The organism is Micromonospora chaiyaphumensis (genome assembly GCF_900091435.1).
GTDB lineage: Bacteria > Actinomycetota > Actinomycetes > Mycobacteriales > Micromonosporaceae > Micromonospora > Micromonospora chaiyaphumensis.
Genome location: NZ_FMCS01000014.1, coordinates 105,321 through 122,637 on the forward strand (window position 1 = coordinate 105,321; position 17,317 = coordinate 122,637).

Genomic DNA, 17,317 nt, shown 5'->3' on the forward strand with positions numbered 1-17,317 from the left:
CGAACCCTTGAGGGAGGGTCGATGGAGTTCGACTTCGCGGCGGAACAGCCGAAGTTCCTCATGCTGATGTACGGGCTGATCGCTTTCGTCGGTGTGGTGGGCGGGCTGCTCCTGCTCCTCGACGTGGTGCCGGCCTGGTTCGCCCGCCGGCGGGAGGAGCGGCTGGTCGCGGCCGTGGCGAGCGGCACGCCCCTGCCCCGCCGGCGCAAGCCGCGGGAAGGCGTGATCGCGCTCTTCTTCCTGTTGCCGACACTGCTGTTTCTCCTCGTCGGGCTGGTGGTGCCGGCGATCCGCACCACCCTCCTTTCGTTCATGGACAAGGACAGCAGCAGCTGGGTGGGCCTGGCCAACTACAGCTGGCTGTTCTCCGAGGACTCGATCGTCCGGGTGCTGATCAACAGCCTGATCTGGGTGCTGCTGGTTCCGCTGGCGGCCACCGCGTTCGGCCTGATCTACGCCGTCCTCGTGGACAAGGCCCGGTTCGAGGCGGTGGCCAAGTCCCTGATCTTCCTGCCGATGGCGATCTCGTTCGTCGGCGCCGCCATCATCTGGAAGTTCGTCTACGCGTACCGCGGCGACGGCGACCAGATCGGCCTGCTCAACCAGATCGTGGTGAGCCTGGGCGGCGAGCCGAAGCAGTGGCTGCTGGAGTCGCCGCTGAACACCTTCCTGCTCATCGTGATCATGGTGTGGATCCAGGCGGGCTTCGCCATGGTGGTGCTCTCCGCCGCCATCAAGGCCATCCCCGCGGACATCGTGGAGGCGGCCCGGCTCGACGGCGTCAGCCCCTGGCAGATGTTCTGGCAGATCACCATGCCGAGCATCCGGCCGGCGCTGATCGTCGTGGTGGTGACGCTCTCGATCGCCACGCTCAAGGTCTTCGACATCGTCCGGACCGCCACCAACGGCAACTACGACACCAACGTGATCGCCACCGAGATGTACAACCAGGCGTTCCGGTACCAGGAGAACGGGCACGGCTCCGCGCTCGCGGTCTTCCTCTTCGTCCTGGTGATCCCGATCGTGATCTACCAGATCCGCAACCTGCGTCAGCAGCGGGAGGGCTGAGATGACCACCGCCACCCCCACCGTCGGAGCCGGCGTCCAGGCGACCGGGACGCCCGGCCGGGCCGCCCGCGTCCGCAAGCGGCTGAACAGCCGCACCGCCACGCTGGTCTCGATCGTCATCGCGCTGCTCTGGACGATCCCGACCTTCGGCCTGTTCATCTCCTCGTTCCGGCCCGAGGACCAGATCAAGACCACCGGCTGGTGGACGTTCTTCAGCGACCCGCAGTTCACCCTGGAGAACTACCAGGAGGTGCTTTTCAGCACCGGCTCGTCGGGGCAGCTGGCCAGCTACTTCATCAACTCACTGGCCATCACCATCCCGTCGGTGCTCTTCCCGCTGGCGTTCGCCTCGCTGGCCGCGTACGCGCTGGCCTGGATCAACTTCAAGGGCCGGGACTGGGTCTACATCGCGATCTTCGCGTTGCAGATCGTGCCGTTGCAGATGGCGCTCGTGCCGTTGCTGAAGTTCTTCTCGACCGGCGTCACCGTCGCCGGCGTACAGATCCTCCCGGCCTGGGACCTGGTGGACGAGCAGAAGTTCGCGCAGGTCTGGTTCGCGCACACCTGCTTCGCGCTTCCGTTCGCCGTGTTCCTGCTGCACAACTTCATCTCGCAGCTCCCCGGTGACCTGATGGAGGCGGCCCGGGTCGACGGGGCCACCCACCCGAAGATCTTCCGCACCATCGTGCTGCCGCTGATCACCCCGGCACTGGCCGCGTTCGGCATCTTCCAGTTCCTCTGGGTCTGGAACGACCTGCTGGTCGCGCTCATCTTCGCCGGGGGCGGCGACGAGACCGCCCCGCTGACCGTCCGGCTCGCCGAACTGGCCGGCACGCGGGGCAACGAGTGGCAGCGGCTCACGGCCGGCGCGTTCGTGTCGATCGTCGTACCGCTGATCGTGTTCCTGTCCCTCCAGCGCTTCTTCGTGCGAGGCCTGCTCGCCGGCAGCGTCAAGGGCTGATCTCCTGCTCCGCCGCCGCCGGTCCCCGGCGGCGGCGGGCGCGGGGTCGGAGCGGGGAGCCGATGACGAAGATTGACGATGTCGCCCGCCTGGCCGGGGTCTCCACGGCCACCGTGTCCCGGGCGCTGCGCGGCCTGCCGACGGTCTCGGCCGCGACGCGGCGCCGGGTGCTCGCCGCCGCGGAGCAACTCCAGTACGCGGTCTCACCGAGCGCCTCCCGGCTGGCCGGCGGGAAGACCGGCACGGTCGCGGTGGTGGTCCCCCGGATCACCCGATGGTTCTTCGGGACGGTGGTCGAGGCGGTCGAGGACTACCTCCACCAGAACGGCTACGACCTGCTGCTCTACAACCTCGGCGGGCGGGAGCAGATCCGGCAGCGGGTGCTGCGCCCGGCCAGCCTGCACAAACGGGTGGACGCGATCATCCTGGTCGCCACCCCGCTGCGCCCGGCCGACCTCACCGCGCTGACGAAGCTGGCCCTGCCCGGCGTGACGATCAGCTCCGGCAGCGGGGTGCCCGGCTGGCCCTGCGTCCGCATCGACGACGTGGCCGCGGCGCGGACCGCCACGCGGCACCTGCTCGACCTCGGGCACACCCGGATCGCGCACATCTCCGGCGACCCGGACGACGAGCTGGCCTTCACCACCCACCTGGACCGGCGGCGCGGCTACCAGGAGGCGCTGCGGGCGGCCGGGCTCCGGCCCGACCCGAGCCTGGACGTCGAGTCGCAGTTCACCGTCGACGGGGGCACCCGGGCGACCGCCGAGCTGCTGGCCCGGGGCGAGCCACCGACCGCGATCTTCGCCGCCTGCGACGAGATGGCGATGGGCGCGATGACCGCCCTGCGCGACGCGGGGCTGCGGGTGCCGCAGGACGTCAGCGTGATCGGCATCGACGACCACGACCTGTCCGGCGTGCTCGGGCTCAGCACCATCGCCCAGCCCGCGGCGGAGCAGGGCCTGCTCGCCGCCCGGCTGCTGCTCGACCCGCTGGGCGGGCGGGTCGCCGACCCGTACGCCGGGCTGGTGCCGGCGCAGCGCGGCCCGGAAACCGACCCGCGGTCCCCGTCCTCCGTGATCCTGCCCACTCGCCTGGTGGTGCGCGAATCGACCGCGCCGCCCCGGGCAAACTGAAGAATTCGTCCCGTACGCACGACAGGGAGAAGGCGCTGAACACCGACGCGACGCAGGAGACCCCGGCCACCGGCTGGTGGACCGAGGCCGTCATCTACCAGATCTACCCGCGCTCGTTCGCCGATGCGAACGGCGACGGCATCGGCGACCTCCCCGGCATCACGGCCCGCCTCGACCACCTCAGCGAGCTGGGCGTCGACGCGATCTGGCTGTCGCCGTTCTATCCGTCCCCCCAGGCCGACGCCGGTTACGACGTGGCCGACTACCGGGACGTCGACCCGCTCTTCGGCACCCTCGGCGAGGCCGACAAGATGATCGCCGAGGCGAAGGCGCGTGGCCTGCGGGTGATCGTCGACCTGGTGCCCAACCACACCTCCTCGGAGCACCGCTGGTTCCGGGAGGCGGTCGCGGCCGCGCCGGGCAGCCCGGAGCGGCAGCGGTACATCTTCCGCGACGGCAAGGGCCCGCAGGGCGCCGAGCCGCCGAACGACTGGACGAGCGTCTTCGGCGGGCCGGCCTGGACCCGGCTGCCGGACGGCCAGTGGTACCTGCACCTCTTCGACACCGGCCAGCCCGACCTCAACTGGGGCAACCCGGAGGTGCGCGCCGAGTTCCTGGACATCCTCCGCTTCTGGCTGGACCGGGGCGTCGACGGGTTCCGGGTGGACGTGGCGCACGGCCTCATCAAGCAGGCCGACCTGGCCGACTGGCAGGAGCCGCAGGAGATCCTCTCCGGTCAGGACGTGGACAAGCCGCGCCCGCCCATGTGGGACCAGGACGGCGTGCACGACATCTACCGGGAGTGGCGGCGGCTGCTCGACTCCTACGACGGGGAGCGGATCCTGGTCGCCGAGGCGTGGGTGGAGCCGGCCGAGCGGCTGGCCCGCTACGTGCGGCCGGACGAGATGCACCAGGCGTTCAACTTCGAGTACCTGCTCGCCGCCTGGACCGCCCCCGCCCAGTACGCGGTGATCACCCGCTCGCTGGAGGCCACCGACAGCGTCGGCGCCCCGACCACCTGGGTGCTGTCGAACCACGACGTGGTCCGGCACGCCTCCCGGCTCGGGCTGGCCGTCGGCGGCGGCCGCCCGAACGGGATCGGCATCGGCGACCCGCAGCCCGACGCCGCGCTCGGCCTGCGCCGGGCCCGGGCGGCCAGCCTGCTGATGCTCGCCCTGCCCGGCTCCGCCTACCTCTACCAGGGCGAGGAGCTGGGCCTGCCGGAGCACACCACGCTGCCGGACGAGGCCCGGCAGGACCCGACCTGGGAGCGCAGCCTGCACACCCAGCGCGGCCGGGACGGCTGCCGGGTGCCGATCCCGTGGGAGGCCGACGCCCCGTCGTACGGCTTCGGGCCGACCGACGCGAGCTGGCTCCCCCAGCCGTCGAGCTGGGCCGAGTACGCGCTCGACCGGCAGCGCGGGGTCGACGGCTCGACCTACGAGCTGTACCGGACGGCCCTGCGGCTGCGCCGCGAGCACGGTCTGGCCCGGGGGCCGCTGCGCTGGCTCTCCTCCGGCGACGAGGTGCTGACGTTCACCAACGGCGGGCTCACCGTGCTGACCAACTTCGGCGCGGAGCCGGCGCCGCTGCCGGCCGGCGCCGAGGTGCTGGCGTCCAGCGCCCCGCTGGACAACGGGACCGTCCCCACCGACGTCACGGTCTGGTTCCGCGCCTGACGGTGCAGGAAGGGCCCCTCTACAACGCGAGGCGTCGAGAGGGGCCCTTCCTCACAGGCGGTCGGCGCGGGCGTGCAGGAGGTCGTGGACCGACTCGATGTCCCCCGGCGAGGTGCGGGCCGCAAGCCAGTACATGAGGCCGGTCGGGATGAAGAAGAGCTGGAACGCGGCCAGCCCGACGGCGTAGTTCAGCGGCGGCGGGAAGGCCGCCCGCAGCGCACCGAACGCGACCCCGACCAGGCCGTTGCCGGCCGCCCGGCCGACCCCGTTGACCAGGTTGCCGAGGCTGTAGACCGTGCCCCGGTGCTCGGGCGGGTTGACGTCGGCGATCAGCGCGAACCAGTTGGGTGAGTTGGCCGAGGTGAGCGCGAGGGCGACCACCGCGGTGAGCAGGCTCAGCCCCACGGTGGGTTCGGTGAGCACGCTGGCCAGCACCGCCGCGATCACGGCGCCGGCGCTGCCGCCGTCCGGCACGTCGATCCGGATCGGCACGAGGAACAGGACCAGGTAGAACGGCACGGCCGCGAGGATGCCCACCGCCGCGACCAGCGCCCGGCCGCTCGGCGTACGCCGTTGCAGCGCGTCGCCGGCCAGGCCGCCCACGATGGAGAGCACCCCGCCGAGCTGGAACAGGGTGGCGAAGACGCTGCCCACCACCACGGCGGTGGCCGCCGAGTAGCCCTGCGCCTCGGCCCGCTGGCTGAACAGCACCGGGAGCCAGACCAGCGAGCCGAAGGCGGCCTGCGCGGTCAGGCCCTGGAGGACCAGCCAGCGGTTGGTCCGCCGGGCCAGGATCCGGGGCAGGTCCGCGCGGCTGATCCGGTAGTCGTAGTCGCCGCCGGCGTCGAGGGCCGCCGCCAGCTCCGGCTCGCTCTGGCCGCGCCGGATGTCGTAGGTGAACAGGTACGCCACGGTGGCGGCCAGGCCGACCACGGTGAGCACGAGGAACGGCCGCCGCCAGTCGGTGGCGCCGAGCAGGCCCCCGGTCAGGGTGCCGGCGAGCGTGCCGACGCCCTGCGACAGGCCCCAGAAGCTCATGACGAGACCCCGGCGGCGGGGCGAGATCAGATCGGTGACGACCGAGAAGCCGACCGAGCCGACCGCGCCCAGCCCGATCGCGGCGACGAGCTGGGCGGCCAGGAACGTCGGGTAGTGCTGGGCGAGCGCGCTGCCCCCGGTGCCCGCCGCCCAGATCAGCGTGCCGACCATGAGCAGGGGCTTGCGGTCGGTCCGGTCGCCGACGTACGCCCAGGCCACCGCGGCGACCGCGCTGACCAGGAAGCTGACGGCGGTGACCAGGCCGAGCAGGCGCTGCGAGACCCCGAGCGCCCCGGAGATCGACCCGTACAGCGGCGGCACGAGGCCGATGGCCACGTTGTCCAGCGAGGCGAGCACCACGAACACCACGACGCTGTAGAACCGGTGCGCCGCGTTCCCCCGCCGGGACACCCTCGTGCCGCTGCTCATGCCGGGCAGCAAACCAGGCGGAGATCACGACGGGAACACGACCCGCCGGTCAACCGCCCGGGCCCCGGTTCACTCGGGGAGCCGGTCGACGACACGCTCCCGGGCCTCCGCGTAGCGCGCGCGGATGGCGGGGACCGGCTCAGTCGCGTACTCCTCGGTGTCGCCGACCGACCAGGCGGGCGGCGCCGCGCCGCCCAGGGCGACCCAGGCGGCCTGGCGGGCGGCCCCGTCGGCGACGTACTCGCCGGGTGGGGGCACGACGACGGGGCGGCCGAAGACCTGCGGGGCGATGCGCCGCACGGCGGCGGAGCGGGCCCCGCCGCCGACCAGGATGATCCGGTCAGCGCGGGCGCCCTGCGCGGTCAGCGCGTCGAGGCCGTCGGCGAGCGCGCAGAGCATGCCCTCGACGGCGGCCCGGGCCAGGTGGGCCGGGGTCGAGGTGCCCAGGGTGAGGCCGTGCAGCGCGCCGGTGGCGGTGGGCCGGTCCGGCGTGCGTTCCCCCTCCAGGTAGGGCACCAGGACCAGCCCGCCGGCGCCGGGCGGGGCGGCCAGGGCCAGCTCGCTCAGGGTGGCCAGGTCGACGCCGAGCAGCGTCGCGGCGGCGTCGAGCACGCGGGCGGCGTTGAGCGTGCACACCAGCGGCAGGAACCGGCCGGTGGCGTCGGCGAAGCCCGCCACCGCCCCGCTCGGGTCGGCAGCCGGCGTGTCGGCGACCGCGAAGACGGTGCCCGAGGTGCCGATCGACACGACCACGTCGCCCGGGCCGGCCCCGGCGCCCAGCGCGGCGGCGGCGTTGTCCCCGGTGCCCGGCCCGAGCAGGACCGGGCCGGCGGCGCCCGTGCCGAGCGCCGCCGGGTCGAGGTGGCCGGCCGTCTCGGCCGGGCCGAGCACGACCGGCACCCGCAGCCGCCGGCCGAAGGCGCGTTCCAGCAGGTCGAGGCGGTATTCACCGGTGCGCGGCGACCAGTAGCCGGTGCCGCTGGCGTCGCCGCGGTCGGTGCGCAGCGCGGCCAGCCCCGGGGCGCCGGCCAGCCGCCAGGTGAGCCAGTCGTGCGGCAGGCAGACGGCGGCCACCCGGTCGGCGTTCGCCGGCTCGTGCCGGGCCAGCCACCGCAGCTTGGTGGCGGTGAAGCTGGCCACCGGCACGGCGCCGGTCGCGTCGGCCCAGAACCGGCGGCCGGCCTCCCCGCCGCCGGCCTCCTCGATCAGCTCCCGGGCGGCGTCGGCGGAGCGGGTGTCGTTCCAGAGCAGCGCCGGGCGGACCACCTGCCCCGCCTCGTCCAGGCACACCATGCCGTGCTGCTGGCCGCCGACCGCGACGGCCGCCACGTCGGCCAGCCCACCGGCTTCGGCGACGGCCGCCCGCAGGGCGTCCCACCAGGCCCGCGGGTCGACCTCGGTGCCCTCCGGGTGCGGCGCGCGGCTCTGCCGGACCAGCGCGCCGGTCTCCGCGTCCCGGACCACCACCTTGCAGGACTGGGTCGACGAGTCGATCCCGGCGACGAGCGGCATGGCGGCCCGCCTCAGCGCGCGCCGAGCAGGTGCTCGACGGCGAGCTGGTTGAGCCGGACGAAGCCGTAGCCCTGCGCCCCGGCCGCCTCCGGGTCGAACTCCTCGAACGCGCCACGGTCGGCGAGCAGGTCGGCGTAGCTCTCACCCGCGCCCAGCGTGGGGGCGGCCAGCTCGGTCACCTTGCTGGCGGCCAGCGCCTCGGCCACCTCCGGGTCGGCCCGGAACGCCGCGACCCGCTCCTTGAGCAGCAGGTAGGTGCGCATGTTCGCCTCGGCCGAGGCCCACACGCCGGTGATGTCCTCGGTGCGGGAGGGCTTGTAGTCGAAGTGCCGGGGCCCGTCGTACGCGGGGCCGCCGTTCGGGCCGCCGTGCTCCAGCAGGTCGACCAGGGCGAACGCGTTGAGCAGGTCGCCGTGGCCGAAGACCAGGTCCTGGTCGTACTTGATGCCGCGCTGGCCGTTGAGGTCGATGTGGAACAGCTTGCCCTGCCAGAGCGCCTGGGCGATGCCGTGCGCGAAGTTCAGCCCGGCCATCTGCTCGTGGCCGACCTCCGGGTTGAGCCCGACCATCTCGGGGCGGGCCAGGGTGGAGATGAACGCCAGCGCGTGGCCGACGGTGGGCAGCAGGATGTCGCCGCGCGGCTCGTTCGGCTTTGGCTCCAGCGCGAAGCGCAGGTCGTAGCCCTGGTCGACGACGTACTGGCAGAGCAGGTCGACCGCCTCGCGGTAGCGGTCCAGCGCCGCGCGGACGTCCTTGGCCACGTCGTACTCGGCGCCCTCCCGGCCGCCCCACATGACGAAGGTGCGGGCGCCCAGCTCGGCGGCCAGGTCGACGTTGCGCAGCACCTTGCGCAGCGCGTAGCGGCGGACCGAGCGGTCGTTGCTGGTGAAGCCGCCGTCCTTGAACACCGGGTGGGTGAAGAGGTTCGTGGTGACCATGGGCACCACGAGGCCGGTCTCGTCCAGGGCCTTGCGGAAGCGGGCCAGGTGAGCGTCGCGGGTGGCGGCGTCCGCGCCGAAGGGGACGAGGTCGTCGTCGTGGAAGGTGATCCCGTACGCGCCCAGCTCGGCCAGCCGGTGGACGGCCTCGACGGCGTCCAGCTCCGGGCGGGTGGCGTCACCGAACGGGTCGCGGGCCGGCCAGCCCACGGTCCAGAGACCGAAGGAGAACTTGTCCGCGGGGGTGGGACGGGGCGCCATGGGGACCTCCGGGTGGTGGTGGTGTCGACCGCAATTTGTTCAGTGGTTGAATTAAATGACCGCGCTGTGGCAGTGTCAAGGGGTGACCAGCACGAGCACCGCCGGTGCGGTCCGCCAGGGCAGCCTCCGCGAGCTCAACCTCGCGGTCGTGCTCCGGCGGATCGCCGCCGCCGATCGACCGCCGTCCCGGGCCGGGATCGCCGCCGGGACCGGGCTGACCCGGGCCACCGTCTCGGCCGTGGTGGACGACCTGATCGCCGGCCGCCTGGTCGCCGAGGCGGAACCCGCGCCCCGCACCGGGGCCGGGCGGCCCGCCCGTGGGCTCGTGCTGGCGTCCGACGGCCCCGCCGGGCTCGGGCTGGAGGTGAACGTCGACTACCTGGCCGCGTGCGTGGTCGACCTGACCGGGACGGTCCGGCACCACCTGGTGCGCCGCGCCGACCTGCGCCCGGTCTCCCCCGCCGACGCCCTGGAGCGGCTCGCCGCGCTGGCCGCCGAGGCCCGCGCCGCCGCCGTACGCGACGGGCTCACCCTGGCCGGCGCGGCGCTCGCCGTGCCCGGCCTGGTCGACAGCGGCGGCCTGGTCCGGCTCGCGCCCAACCTCGGCTGGCGTGACGTCGACGTGCCCGCGCTGCTGGCCGGGCACCCACTCGCCGAGCCGGTCGAGGGCATCCCCCCGCTGGTGGTCGACAACGAGGCCAACCTGGCCGCCCTCGGCGAACTGCACGCCGGCCCACCGGGCTCGACCAGCTTCCTGCACATCACCGGCGAGATCGGCATCGGCGCCGGGATCGTGCTCGACGGGGTGCTCTACCGGGGTGCCCGCGGCTGGAGCGGCGAGATCGGTCACATCCCGGTGCAGCCGCAGGGGCGGCCGTGCCGCTGCGGCGGCCAGGGCTGCCTGGAGCGGTACGCGGGCCAGGAGGCCGTCCTGGCTGCCGCCGGCCTGGCCGGTGCGGACCTGCCCGCCGACACCGCGGCCACCCGGCTCGCCGACCTGGCCAGGGCGGGCGACCCCGCCACCCTGACCGCCCTCGCGGACGCCGGGACCGCCCTCGGGGTGGCCGTGGCGGGCGTGGTGAACCTGCTGGACCTCGACACCGTGGTGCTCGGCGGCGGATACGCCCCGCTCGCCCCCTGGCTGCGCCCGCCGGTGGTCGCGGAGATCTCCCGGCGGGTGCTCACCGCCGCCTGGTCGCCGGTGACGGTACGCCCGGCCGCGCTCGGAGCACGGTCCGCGGCGGTCGGCGGGGCCGCCTCGGTGGTCCGCCGGGTGGTCGACCGGCCGGTCGGCTGGCTGGCCCGTTCCGGCTGACCGGCGCTCCGCGATGGGCTCGCGACGCCCGCGCTCGGTACGCTTGCCGGCAGGCAAACGCATCCGCGACCGAGGAGTGCACCGACAGCATGCGCACGGTTCGACCGACCGACGCGCCCGGCCACCGGCGGTGACGACCGCCCGACGCTCGGCCGGGGCCGCTCTCCCGGCCGACCCGCGGCTCGCCCGCGAGGTGCTGGACGGGCTCGCCGAGGCGGTCGTGACCACCGATCCGGCCGGCGTCGTGACCCTGGTCAACGCGATGGCCGCGGAACTCCTCCCCGAGCTCACCCCCGGCGCCGACCTGGCCGACTGCCCGGTGCCCGCGCTGGCCGACGCGGTGCGCGGCGGCGCCGGGACCTTCGACACCGAGCACCACGGCCGGTGGCTGCGGGGCGTGCGGCGCGGCCTGGCCGGCGGCACCTGCGCCTGGTACGTGCGGGACGTCACCGAGGAGCAGGCACGGGCCGACGCGCTGCGGGCCGAGCGGTCCCGCACCGCGTTCCTGGCCCGGGCGGGCAGCCGGCTCGGGCTCTCCCTGCACCGGGACCAGACGCTGCGCGCCGCCGTCACCCTGCCGGTGCCCTACCTGGCCGACGCCGCCGTGGTCGTGCACCGCCCGGCCCCGCCGGCCGAGGACCAGCCGCACTGGGTCCGGTACGCCGCCGACGATCCGGGCCCGGTCACCGGCGCCGCCGGCTGGCGGACGGTGGAGTCGGTCCCCGGGCTCGTCGAGGCGCTCGACGGGGACACCACCGAGCCCAACCCCTGGCTCGACGCCGAAGTGGCCGACCTCGCCGAGGTGCTGCCCGCGGGCTTCGGCCGGCCCGGCACCCTGCTGATCAGCCCGATGCGCAGCGCCGGCGGCCCGGCCGGAGCGCTCATCCTGGCCCGCGGCGCCGAGCGGAGCGGCTTCGACCCGCGGGAGGTCGAGCTGGCCCGGGAGTTCGCCGCCCGAGCGGGCGCCGCGCTGGCCGCCGCCGAACTGTACGGCGAACAGGCCCACCTGGCCCGCGTGCTCCAGAACAGCCTCCTCCCCCCGGACCTGCCGTCGCTGCCCGGGATGACGATGGCGGGCGGCTACCGGGCCGCCGGGGACAGCCTGCGCATCGGTGGCGACTTCTACGACCTCTTCCCCACTCCCGGCGGCGGCCTCTTCGCCCTCGGCGACGTGTGCGGCAAGGGCGTCGGCGCGGCGGTGCTGACCGGGCGGGTACGCCAGTCGCTGCAGACCCTGCGGCTGGTCGAGCAGCGCCCGCGGGAGCTCATGGACCTGCTCAACCACGCGCTGCTGGACGCGCCCGACGCGGCCCGCCGGGCCCAGTTCACCACCCTCCTGCTGGGTGCCCTGACCCGCGAGCCCGACGGCGGGCTGCTGGTCCGGGTCGCCGGCGGCGGGCACCCGGCCCCGATGGTGGTCCGCACCGACGGCCGGATCGAGCCGGTCCGGGTTGGCGGCATGCCGGTCGGCGCGCTGAGCGCGGCACGCTTCGTCGAGGCGGAGGTCCGCCTCGCGCCCGGCGACCTGCTGGTGGCGTACACCGACGGGGTGACCGAGGCTCCGGGCGGCCCCACGCGGCTGGAGATGTTCGGCGACGCCCGGCTGCGGCGGGCGCTCGCCTCCGGGGCCGGCCTGCCACCCTCCGCGCTGGTCGACCGGCTGCTCCAGCTCGTCGACGAGTGGCTCGGCGGCCAGGTGCACGACGACATCGCCATGCTGGTCGTGGCGGCTGGCGGGGCCGGCCCGGCCGGGTCAGGCGGTGCGGGCCACCGGCGGCTCGCCGGGTGACCCCGGCTCGGCCTCCGACTCGGCGATCCGCTCACCCGAGGACTGGAGCACCGGCCAGCCCTCCGCGGTGGCGGCCTCCCCACGCCGGGCGACCTCGTCGAACTCGCGCATCCCGCGCACCAGCGCCACCCGCCCCTCCGCGCTCATGCCGGCCAGGATGTCGTCCAGCCGGTGGCGCCGGTCGGCACGCAGCTCGGCCAGGAGCCGGGTGGCCGCCGGGGTGAGGTGCAGGGCGATCTCGCGGCGGTCGTACCGGCCCGGCTCCCGCTCCAGCATCCCGGCCGCCACCAGGCGGTCGCAGAGCCGGCTGGCGGAGGAGAGCAGCATGTCGGTCAGCGTGGCGAGCCGGCGGAGGTTGATCCCGTCGTGCTGCTCGACGACCATGACCGCGCGTAGCTGGGCGCCGGAGAGCCGGCTCGTGGTGCGCTCCCGGGCCGCCTCCCAGACAGCCAGCAGGGTGCCCGCCGCCTCGTCCAGTGCGGCGGCCATACTCGCATCAGGTCCCTGGGGACCGTGTTCTTCGGCCATGGTGCGCCCGAGACTACCCGGCTCACCAGGCCGACGACCTGTGCAAAGGAGCAAAGATGAGCGGACCGGAGGATCGGGCACGGCGGAGTCTCACCGAGGCGCCGACGGATCAGCTCGTCGACCGGCTCGCCGCCGAGCTGGAACGGTCGTACGGGATCTCCCGCACCGAGCTGTACCAGGTCGACTACCGGTTGGCCGCGCTGCTGCCGCTGGGCGGGGGTGAGGCGATCGTCACCCCCGGCCATCCGGCCTGGCGCTGCTTCGACCACCAGGAGCCGATCGTGTCGGAGGGCACCGGCTGGTTCCCGGTGGGGATGCGCGGCGAGCGGCGCGGCGTGCTCCAGCTCTCGCCGCTGCCCGGCGACCCGGCCGCCCTGGCCGAGCTGGACGCCGTCGCCACCGCGCTCGGGCACGAGCTGGCCGCCGTGGCGGCCACCACGGACATCTACCTGACGGCCCGGCGCAGCCGCCGGCTCACCCTGGCCGCCGAGATGCAGTGGGAGCTGCTGCCGGGCCGCAGCCGGATCCGCCCCTCGTTCAGCCTGGCCGGCCAGCTGGAACCCGCGTACGCGGTGCGCGGCGACGGCTTCGACTGGTCCGACGACGGCCAGCGGCTCTGGCTGTCGGTGATCAACGGCTCCGGCGAGGGGGTGGCCGCCTCGATGCTCACCTCGCTGGCCACCCACGCGCTGCGTAACGCCCGCCGGGCCAGGCTGGGGCTGGCCGACCAGGCCGCCCTCGCCGACCAGGCGATCTATGCGCTGCACCGCGGGGAGCAGCACCTCTCCGCGCTCCTGCTGGAACTGGACCTGGCCGGCGGGACGCTGACCGTTGTCGACGCCGGCTCGCCCCGCCTGGTGCTGCTGCGCGACGGCGAGGTGACCGAGCAGGTCCTCGACAAGCAGTTCCCGCTCGGCATGTTCGAGGACACCGACTACCGGGAGCAGCGGTTCGAGCTGCGCCGGGGGGACCGGCTCTTCGTGGTCAGCGACGGGGTGATCGACGCGACCGCCCAGCAGATCCGGTACGGCGAGACCGCGCTGGACCGCTTCCTGCGGCGTACCGGACCGATGGAGCCGCTGGACGCGGTCCGGTCGCTGCTCGGCGACCTGCGCGCCTTCGTGGCCGGTGACCTGGTCGACGACGCGGTGGTGGTCTGCCTGGACTGGCTCGGCCCGCAGCCCTGACCCGGCCCGGCCGCCCGCCGGGTCAGTAGGCCCCGCGGCTGTTGACCACCGCGCCGAAGGTCTTCCAGAGGATGGTCAGGTCGGCGGCGAGCGACCAGTTCTCCACGTAGTAGAGGTCGAGCCGGATGCCGTCCTCCCAGCTCAGGTCGGACCGGCCGCTGACCTGCCAGAGGCCGGTCATGCCGGGCTTGACCAGCAGGCGCCGGGCCACGTCGCCGTCGTACCGGGCCACCTCGGAGGGCAGCGGGGGGCGGGGGCCGACCAGGCTCATCTGGCCGAGCAGCACGTTGGCCAGCTGGGGCAGCTCGTCCAGGGACCACTTGCGCAGCAGCTTGCCGACCCGGGTCACCCGGGGGTCGTCGCGCATCTTGAACATGAGGCCGTCGGTCTCGTTGCGCGCCGCCAGCTCGGCGAGCAGGGCGTCGGCGTTGACCACCATGGTGCGGAACTTGAAGACGCCGAACTCCTCGCCGCCCTGGCCGACGCGGGTCTGGCGGAACAGCACCGGGCCGCGGCTGTCCAGCTTGATGGCCAGCGTGATCACCACCAGCAGGGGCGCCAGCAGGAGCAGGGCGACCAGCGAGATCGACCGGTCGACCAGCCCCTTGACCAGCTTGCGGGCGCCCCGGAACTCGGGCGCCTCGACGTGGATCAGCGGCAGGCCGGCCACCGGCCGGGTGTGGATGCGCGGGCCGGCGACGTCGGTCAGCGCCGGCGCCACCACGAGGTCGACCCCGGTGCCCTCCAGCTGCCAACCAAGCCGCCGCAGCCGGGTCGCGGTCAGCTCGCCGGAGGCGGTGACGGCCACGGTGTCCGCGCCGATCGCGGTGGCCGCCTCGGGGATGCCCCGGAACGAGCCCACCACCGGCACGTCGCCGAGCCGCTGCGGCACCGGGGCGAGCAGCGCGTCCGGGATGCAGGCGCCGACCACCTGATAGCCGGCGTACGGCTCGCGGCGCAGGGTGTGCACCAACTCCAGCACGTGCGCGGTGTCGCCCACCACCAGCACCTTGCGGGACCAGCCGGCGCCCCGGTCCCGGGCGCGGTGCAGCCGCTTGCGGGCGGCGAACCGGGCCACCTCGAGGCCGACCGTGCCGACCGCGAAGGAGACGGCCAGGAAGCCCCGGGAGACACCGACATCGGCGATGTAGCCGGCGATGGCGATGCCGCCGGCCAGCCGCAGGCTCGCCGCGCTGACCCGGCGGTACTCGTCGGCGCCGTAGCCGAGCACCTGGTCGTCGTAGCAGCGCATCGCCTTGAGCGAGACCAGCCAGACGAGCAGCAGGGCGGGCGCGACCACCACGTACGGGATCTCGGAGCCGCTCGGCTGCTCGTCGCCGAACCGGGCCACGTACCCGATCAGGATGGCCACGCTCAACACGGCGGTGTCGAGCACCGCCAGGACCCGGATGTAGGACCGCTCCGCGGCGCGCGTCGTCGGTCCGGGGCGGTCGCCACCGGGTCGCGACGACGTGCTGGCGGGGGTCAACAGCGTCGCCGAGGTCACCGGCCCTCCCCACTTCGCTCAGGACGACCCCGCGCCACGCGGTCCCGGTGGGGATCACGCGGTTCGGAGCACCCGGTCATCTTGCCTCGACAATTATGGTTACCGATTGCTTCGGACACATTGCCGTCAGTTCTCTTCCGGCCGCTCAATCCGGGAAGCGTTCCGCCGTACCGGATTCGGCCGGTACGGCGGAACGCGTTCACTGAGTGCCGGATCAGCGCGGCGCCGGCGGCCGCAGCGCGATCGCCTGCAGGAAGATCTCGCCGATCTTGCTCGGGTCGGTGGTGACGAAGGAGCCACCACCGGTCACGTCGGTGATCGACTTCAGCTCCGCGCGGCTGACCTCGGTGCCGATGCCGATGATGATCACCTGGACCGGCTGCTCCTCGTCACGCAGCGCCTTGAGCTGGTTCAGCAACGCCTTCTGGCTGATGCCGCTGGCGTCGTCGTTCTTGCCGTCGGTGAAGAGCACGATCGAGTTGACCTTGCCCGGCTCCCAGTCCTGCTGGACCTTCTTGTAGGCCGCCAGCATGGTGTCGTAGAGGCCGGTGTCGCCGTCCGACGGCCGGACCGAGGCCAGACTCTGCTGGAGGGGGCCGCGGTTGCTCGACAGCGGTTTGATCCCGAGCAGCTCGCGGTAGTCCTGGTTGCCGTTCAGGTTGGTGGAGAAGGTCCACAGGCCGATCGACCAGGAGTCGTCGAAGAGCCCGAGGCCCTGGCTCGCGGCGGCGACGGTGACCTGCTCCCGGCTGGCGCCGTTGGCGGTCGCCACCGGCTTCTTCATCGAGCCGGAGACGTCGATGACGCAGAGCATGCGGCCGGACTGGGTGGCCACCGACCATGTGGTGGTCGCCTTCTGGATGGCGACCGGGTCCAGGTCGGCCGCGCCGCCCTGGCCGGACGCCGGGACGGGCGTGGCGCCGCCGTTCGCCGGGCTCGGCGCGCCCTGGGGCGCCTTGAACCCGTCACCCCAGTTGCCGTCCGGCGCCCGCAGCGACTGCGCCGCCAGCCGGTTCTTGAAGCTCCCCGTCCGCAGGACGTCGAAGAGCACCCGGGCGGCGGAGGCCTTGGTCGGCTCGATGCCGGGCAGCACCGCGAACGGGTAGTCCAGCGCGATCGGGTCCGGCTTGAGGTAGAGCGCGGCCAGCGGGATCGGCGGCTTGGTGTTGTTGTAGGCGATGACGTCTTCCTCGGACAGCGCCGCCGCGCCGAGCCCGTTGGCGATGGCCGTCGGGTCGGACGAGCGCGGGAAGCGCGCGAGGAGGTCCTGCCGCAGCGAGGAGCGGTTGGTGGCCAGCGCCCGCAGCGCACCGACCATCGCCTCCTGCGCCTTCGGGGACCCGGCGGCCCCGGTGGCGCTGGCCGCGGCGGTCAGCGAGAGCAGCCCGGACAGGCCGGCGGCGTCCTGGGTCGGCTCGACGATCCCGGCGCGCAACGGCTTTCCGCTGGTGACCTCGCCCAGCAGGTCGGTCCAGCGCAGTTCCTTGTCCGGCCAGCCGATGCGCGAGGCCACCGGCTCGGGCAGCGCGACCACGACGGGGCTGCGGGCGATCGAGGCGCCGTTGGCCGGTGCGAACGCGGTGGCGCCGCCGCTCTTGAGCCGCAGCAGCCAGGTCGAGGAGTCCGGCACCCAGACGTCCGGCGTGACCGCCGTGCCACTGGCCTGCCCGACCCCGGCCAGGGTGGCGCCGTGCTTGCTCGCCACGGCGGCGGCCACGTCGACCGACTCGGCCGAGGACACGTTCACGGCGATGCAGGTCTCGCCGACCGCCGCGCCGTCGGACACCCACTGGTCGGCCGCCCCGCGCACGGCGGGGGCGATCTCCGGGGCCGCCGCGACGGACAGCTCGATCCGCCCCGAGCAGTTCGGGCCCGCCAGCTGCTGGTAGCCGAACCAGGAGCCGGCTACGACGACGACGAGCGCGGTGGCCGTAGCGGCTGCACCTGCCCCACGGAGGTTAGTACGCATGCG

Annotated in this window: 13 protein-coding genes; 7 read left to right on the plus strand and 6 right to left on the minus strand. The window is 74.1% G+C overall.

Translation table 11 applies throughout. The features are described 5' to 3' along the window. The first annotated feature begins 21 nt into the window (after positions 1 to 21). The 4 genes from GA0070214_RS29140 (at position 22) to GA0070214_RS29155 (ending at position 4,841) form a co-directional block, all read left to right on the plus strand. Complete coding sequence (locus GA0070214_RS29140) at positions 22 to 1,068, plus strand: carbohydrate ABC transporter permease (protein ID WP_091269730.1); 1,047 nt, start codon at positions 22 to 24, stop codon at positions 1,066 to 1,068. Between the two features lies 1 nt (position 1,069). Further along, entirely contained in the window at positions 1,070 to 2,029 is a 960-nt protein-coding gene (locus GA0070214_RS29145) for a carbohydrate ABC transporter permease (RefSeq protein WP_091269731.1), read from the plus strand. A gap of 62 nt (positions 2,030 to 2,091) precedes the next feature. Beyond that, positions 2,092 to 3,162 (plus strand): LacI family DNA-binding transcriptional regulator, encoded by a 1,071-nt coding sequence (locus tag GA0070214_RS29150; protein WP_091269732.1) that lies wholly within the window; start codon positions 2,092 to 2,094, stop codon positions 3,160 to 3,162. A 35-nt stretch (positions 3,163 to 3,197) separates the two neighbouring features. Further along, a complete protein-coding gene (locus GA0070214_RS29155) occupies positions 3,198 to 4,841 on the plus strand; it encodes a glycoside hydrolase family 13 protein (protein ID WP_091269781.1) in 1,644 nt (547 codons plus the stop codon). Positions 4,842 to 4,892: 51 nt separating this feature from the next. Here the strand turns inward: GA0070214_RS29155 and GA0070214_RS29160 are convergent, their stop codons facing one another. The 3 genes from GA0070214_RS29160 to xylA all read right to left on the minus strand — a co-directional run bounded on the left by GA0070214_RS29160 (position 4,893) and on the right by xylA (position 9,019). Further along, complete coding sequence (locus GA0070214_RS29160) at positions 4,893 to 6,308, minus strand: MFS transporter (RefSeq protein WP_091269733.1); 1,416 nt, start codon at positions 6,306 to 6,308, stop codon at positions 4,893 to 4,895. A gap of 69 nt (positions 6,309 to 6,377) precedes the next feature. Next, positions 6,378 to 7,820, minus strand: coding sequence for a xylulokinase (gene xylB, locus GA0070214_RS29165; protein WP_091269734.1), 1,443 nt, complete (start codon positions 7,818 to 7,820; stop codon positions 6,378 to 6,380). A gap of 11 nt (positions 7,821 to 7,831) precedes the next feature. Next, a complete protein-coding gene (gene xylA, locus GA0070214_RS29170; protein ID WP_091269735.1) occupies positions 7,832 to 9,019 on the minus strand; it encodes a xylose isomerase in 1,188 nt (395 codons plus the stop codon). A gap of 55 nt (positions 9,020 to 9,074) precedes the next feature. Here xylA and GA0070214_RS29175 point away from each other — a divergent pair, with 55 nt between their 5' ends. Together GA0070214_RS29175 and GA0070214_RS29180 are read left to right on the plus strand one after the other, a co-directional pair. Further along, a complete protein-coding gene (locus GA0070214_RS29175; RefSeq protein WP_091269736.1) occupies positions 9,075 to 10,334 on the plus strand; it encodes an ROK family protein in 1,260 nt (419 codons plus the stop codon). Positions 10,335 to 10,464: 130 nt separating this feature from the next. Continuing rightward, positions 10,465 to 12,123, plus strand: a complete 1,659-nt coding sequence (locus tag GA0070214_RS29180; protein WP_244167898.1) for a PP2C family protein-serine/threonine phosphatase — start codon at positions 10,465 to 10,467, stop codon at positions 12,121 to 12,123. On the opposite strand, the gene GA0070214_RS29185 is transcribed toward GA0070214_RS29180, so the two are convergent. Further along, positions 12,088 to 12,612, minus strand: coding sequence for a MarR family winged helix-turn-helix transcriptional regulator (locus tag GA0070214_RS29185; protein ID WP_091269737.1), 525 nt, complete (start codon positions 12,610 to 12,612; stop codon positions 12,088 to 12,090). The two genes, GA0070214_RS29180 and GA0070214_RS29185, sit on opposite strands and share 36 nt — an antisense overlap. A gap of 95 nt (positions 12,613 to 12,707) precedes the next feature. Here GA0070214_RS29185 and GA0070214_RS29190 point away from each other — a divergent pair, with 95 nt between their 5' ends. Then, complete coding sequence (locus tag GA0070214_RS29190) at positions 12,708 to 13,838, plus strand: PP2C family protein-serine/threonine phosphatase (RefSeq protein WP_091269738.1); 1,131 nt, start codon at positions 12,708 to 12,710, stop codon at positions 13,836 to 13,838. Between the two features lie 22 nt (positions 13,839 to 13,860). Here GA0070214_RS29190 and GA0070214_RS29195 read toward each other — a convergent pair whose 3' ends face one another. Together GA0070214_RS29195 and GA0070214_RS29200 are read right to left on the minus strand one after the other, a co-directional pair. After that, positions 13,861 to 15,345: a sugar transferase gene (locus tag GA0070214_RS29195; RefSeq protein ID WP_091269739.1), complete on the minus strand. Its 1,485-nt coding sequence runs from the start codon at positions 15,343 to 15,345 to the stop codon at positions 13,861 to 13,863. A 214-nt stretch (positions 15,346 to 15,559) separates the two neighbouring features. Further along, positions 15,560 to 17,314, minus strand: coding sequence for a VWA domain-containing protein (locus GA0070214_RS29200; protein ID WP_091269740.1), 1,755 nt, complete (start codon positions 17,312 to 17,314; stop codon positions 15,560 to 15,562). Positions 17,315 to 17,317: the final 3 nt, after the last annotated feature.

Excerpts from the sequence above, each read along its gene's own strand:
- GA0070214_RS29150 (WP_091269732.1), top strand. The coding sequence starts at position 2,092 with ATGACGAAGATTGACGATGTCGCCCGCCTGGCCGGGGTCTCCACGGCC.
- GA0070214_RS29175 (WP_091269736.1), top strand. The coding sequence starts at position 9,075 with ATGACCGCGCTGTGGCAGTGTCAAGGGGTGACCAGCACGAGCACCGCC.
- GA0070214_RS29190 (WP_091269738.1), top strand. The coding sequence starts at position 12,708 with ATGAGCGGACCGGAGGATCGGGCACGGCGGAGTCTCACCGAGGCGCCG.
- xylB (WP_091269734.1), bottom strand. The coding sequence starts at position 7,820 with ATGCCGCTCGTCGCCGGGATCGACTCGTCGACCCAGTCCTGCAAGGTG.
- GA0070214_RS29145 (WP_091269731.1), top strand. The coding sequence starts at position 1,070 with ATGACCACCGCCACCCCCACCGTCGGAGCCGGCGTCCAGGCGACCGGG.
- GA0070214_RS29185 (WP_091269737.1), bottom strand. The coding sequence starts at position 12,612 with ATGGCCGCCGCACTGGACGAGGCGGCGGGCACCCTGCTGGCTGTCTGG.
- GA0070214_RS29200 (WP_091269740.1), bottom strand. The coding sequence starts at position 17,314 with ATGCGTACTAACCTCCGTGGGGCAGGTGCAGCCGCTACGGCCACCGCG.
- GA0070214_RS29140 (WP_091269730.1), top strand. The coding sequence starts at position 22 with ATGGAGTTCGACTTCGCGGCGGAACAGCCGAAGTTCCTCATGCTGATG.
- xylA (WP_091269735.1), bottom strand. The coding sequence starts at position 9,019 with ATGGCGCCCCGTCCCACCCCCGCGGACAAGTTCTCCTTCGGTCTCTGG.
- GA0070214_RS29160 (WP_091269733.1), bottom strand. The coding sequence starts at position 6,308 with ATGAGCAGCGGCACGAGGGTGTCCCGGCGGGGGAACGCGGCGCACCGG.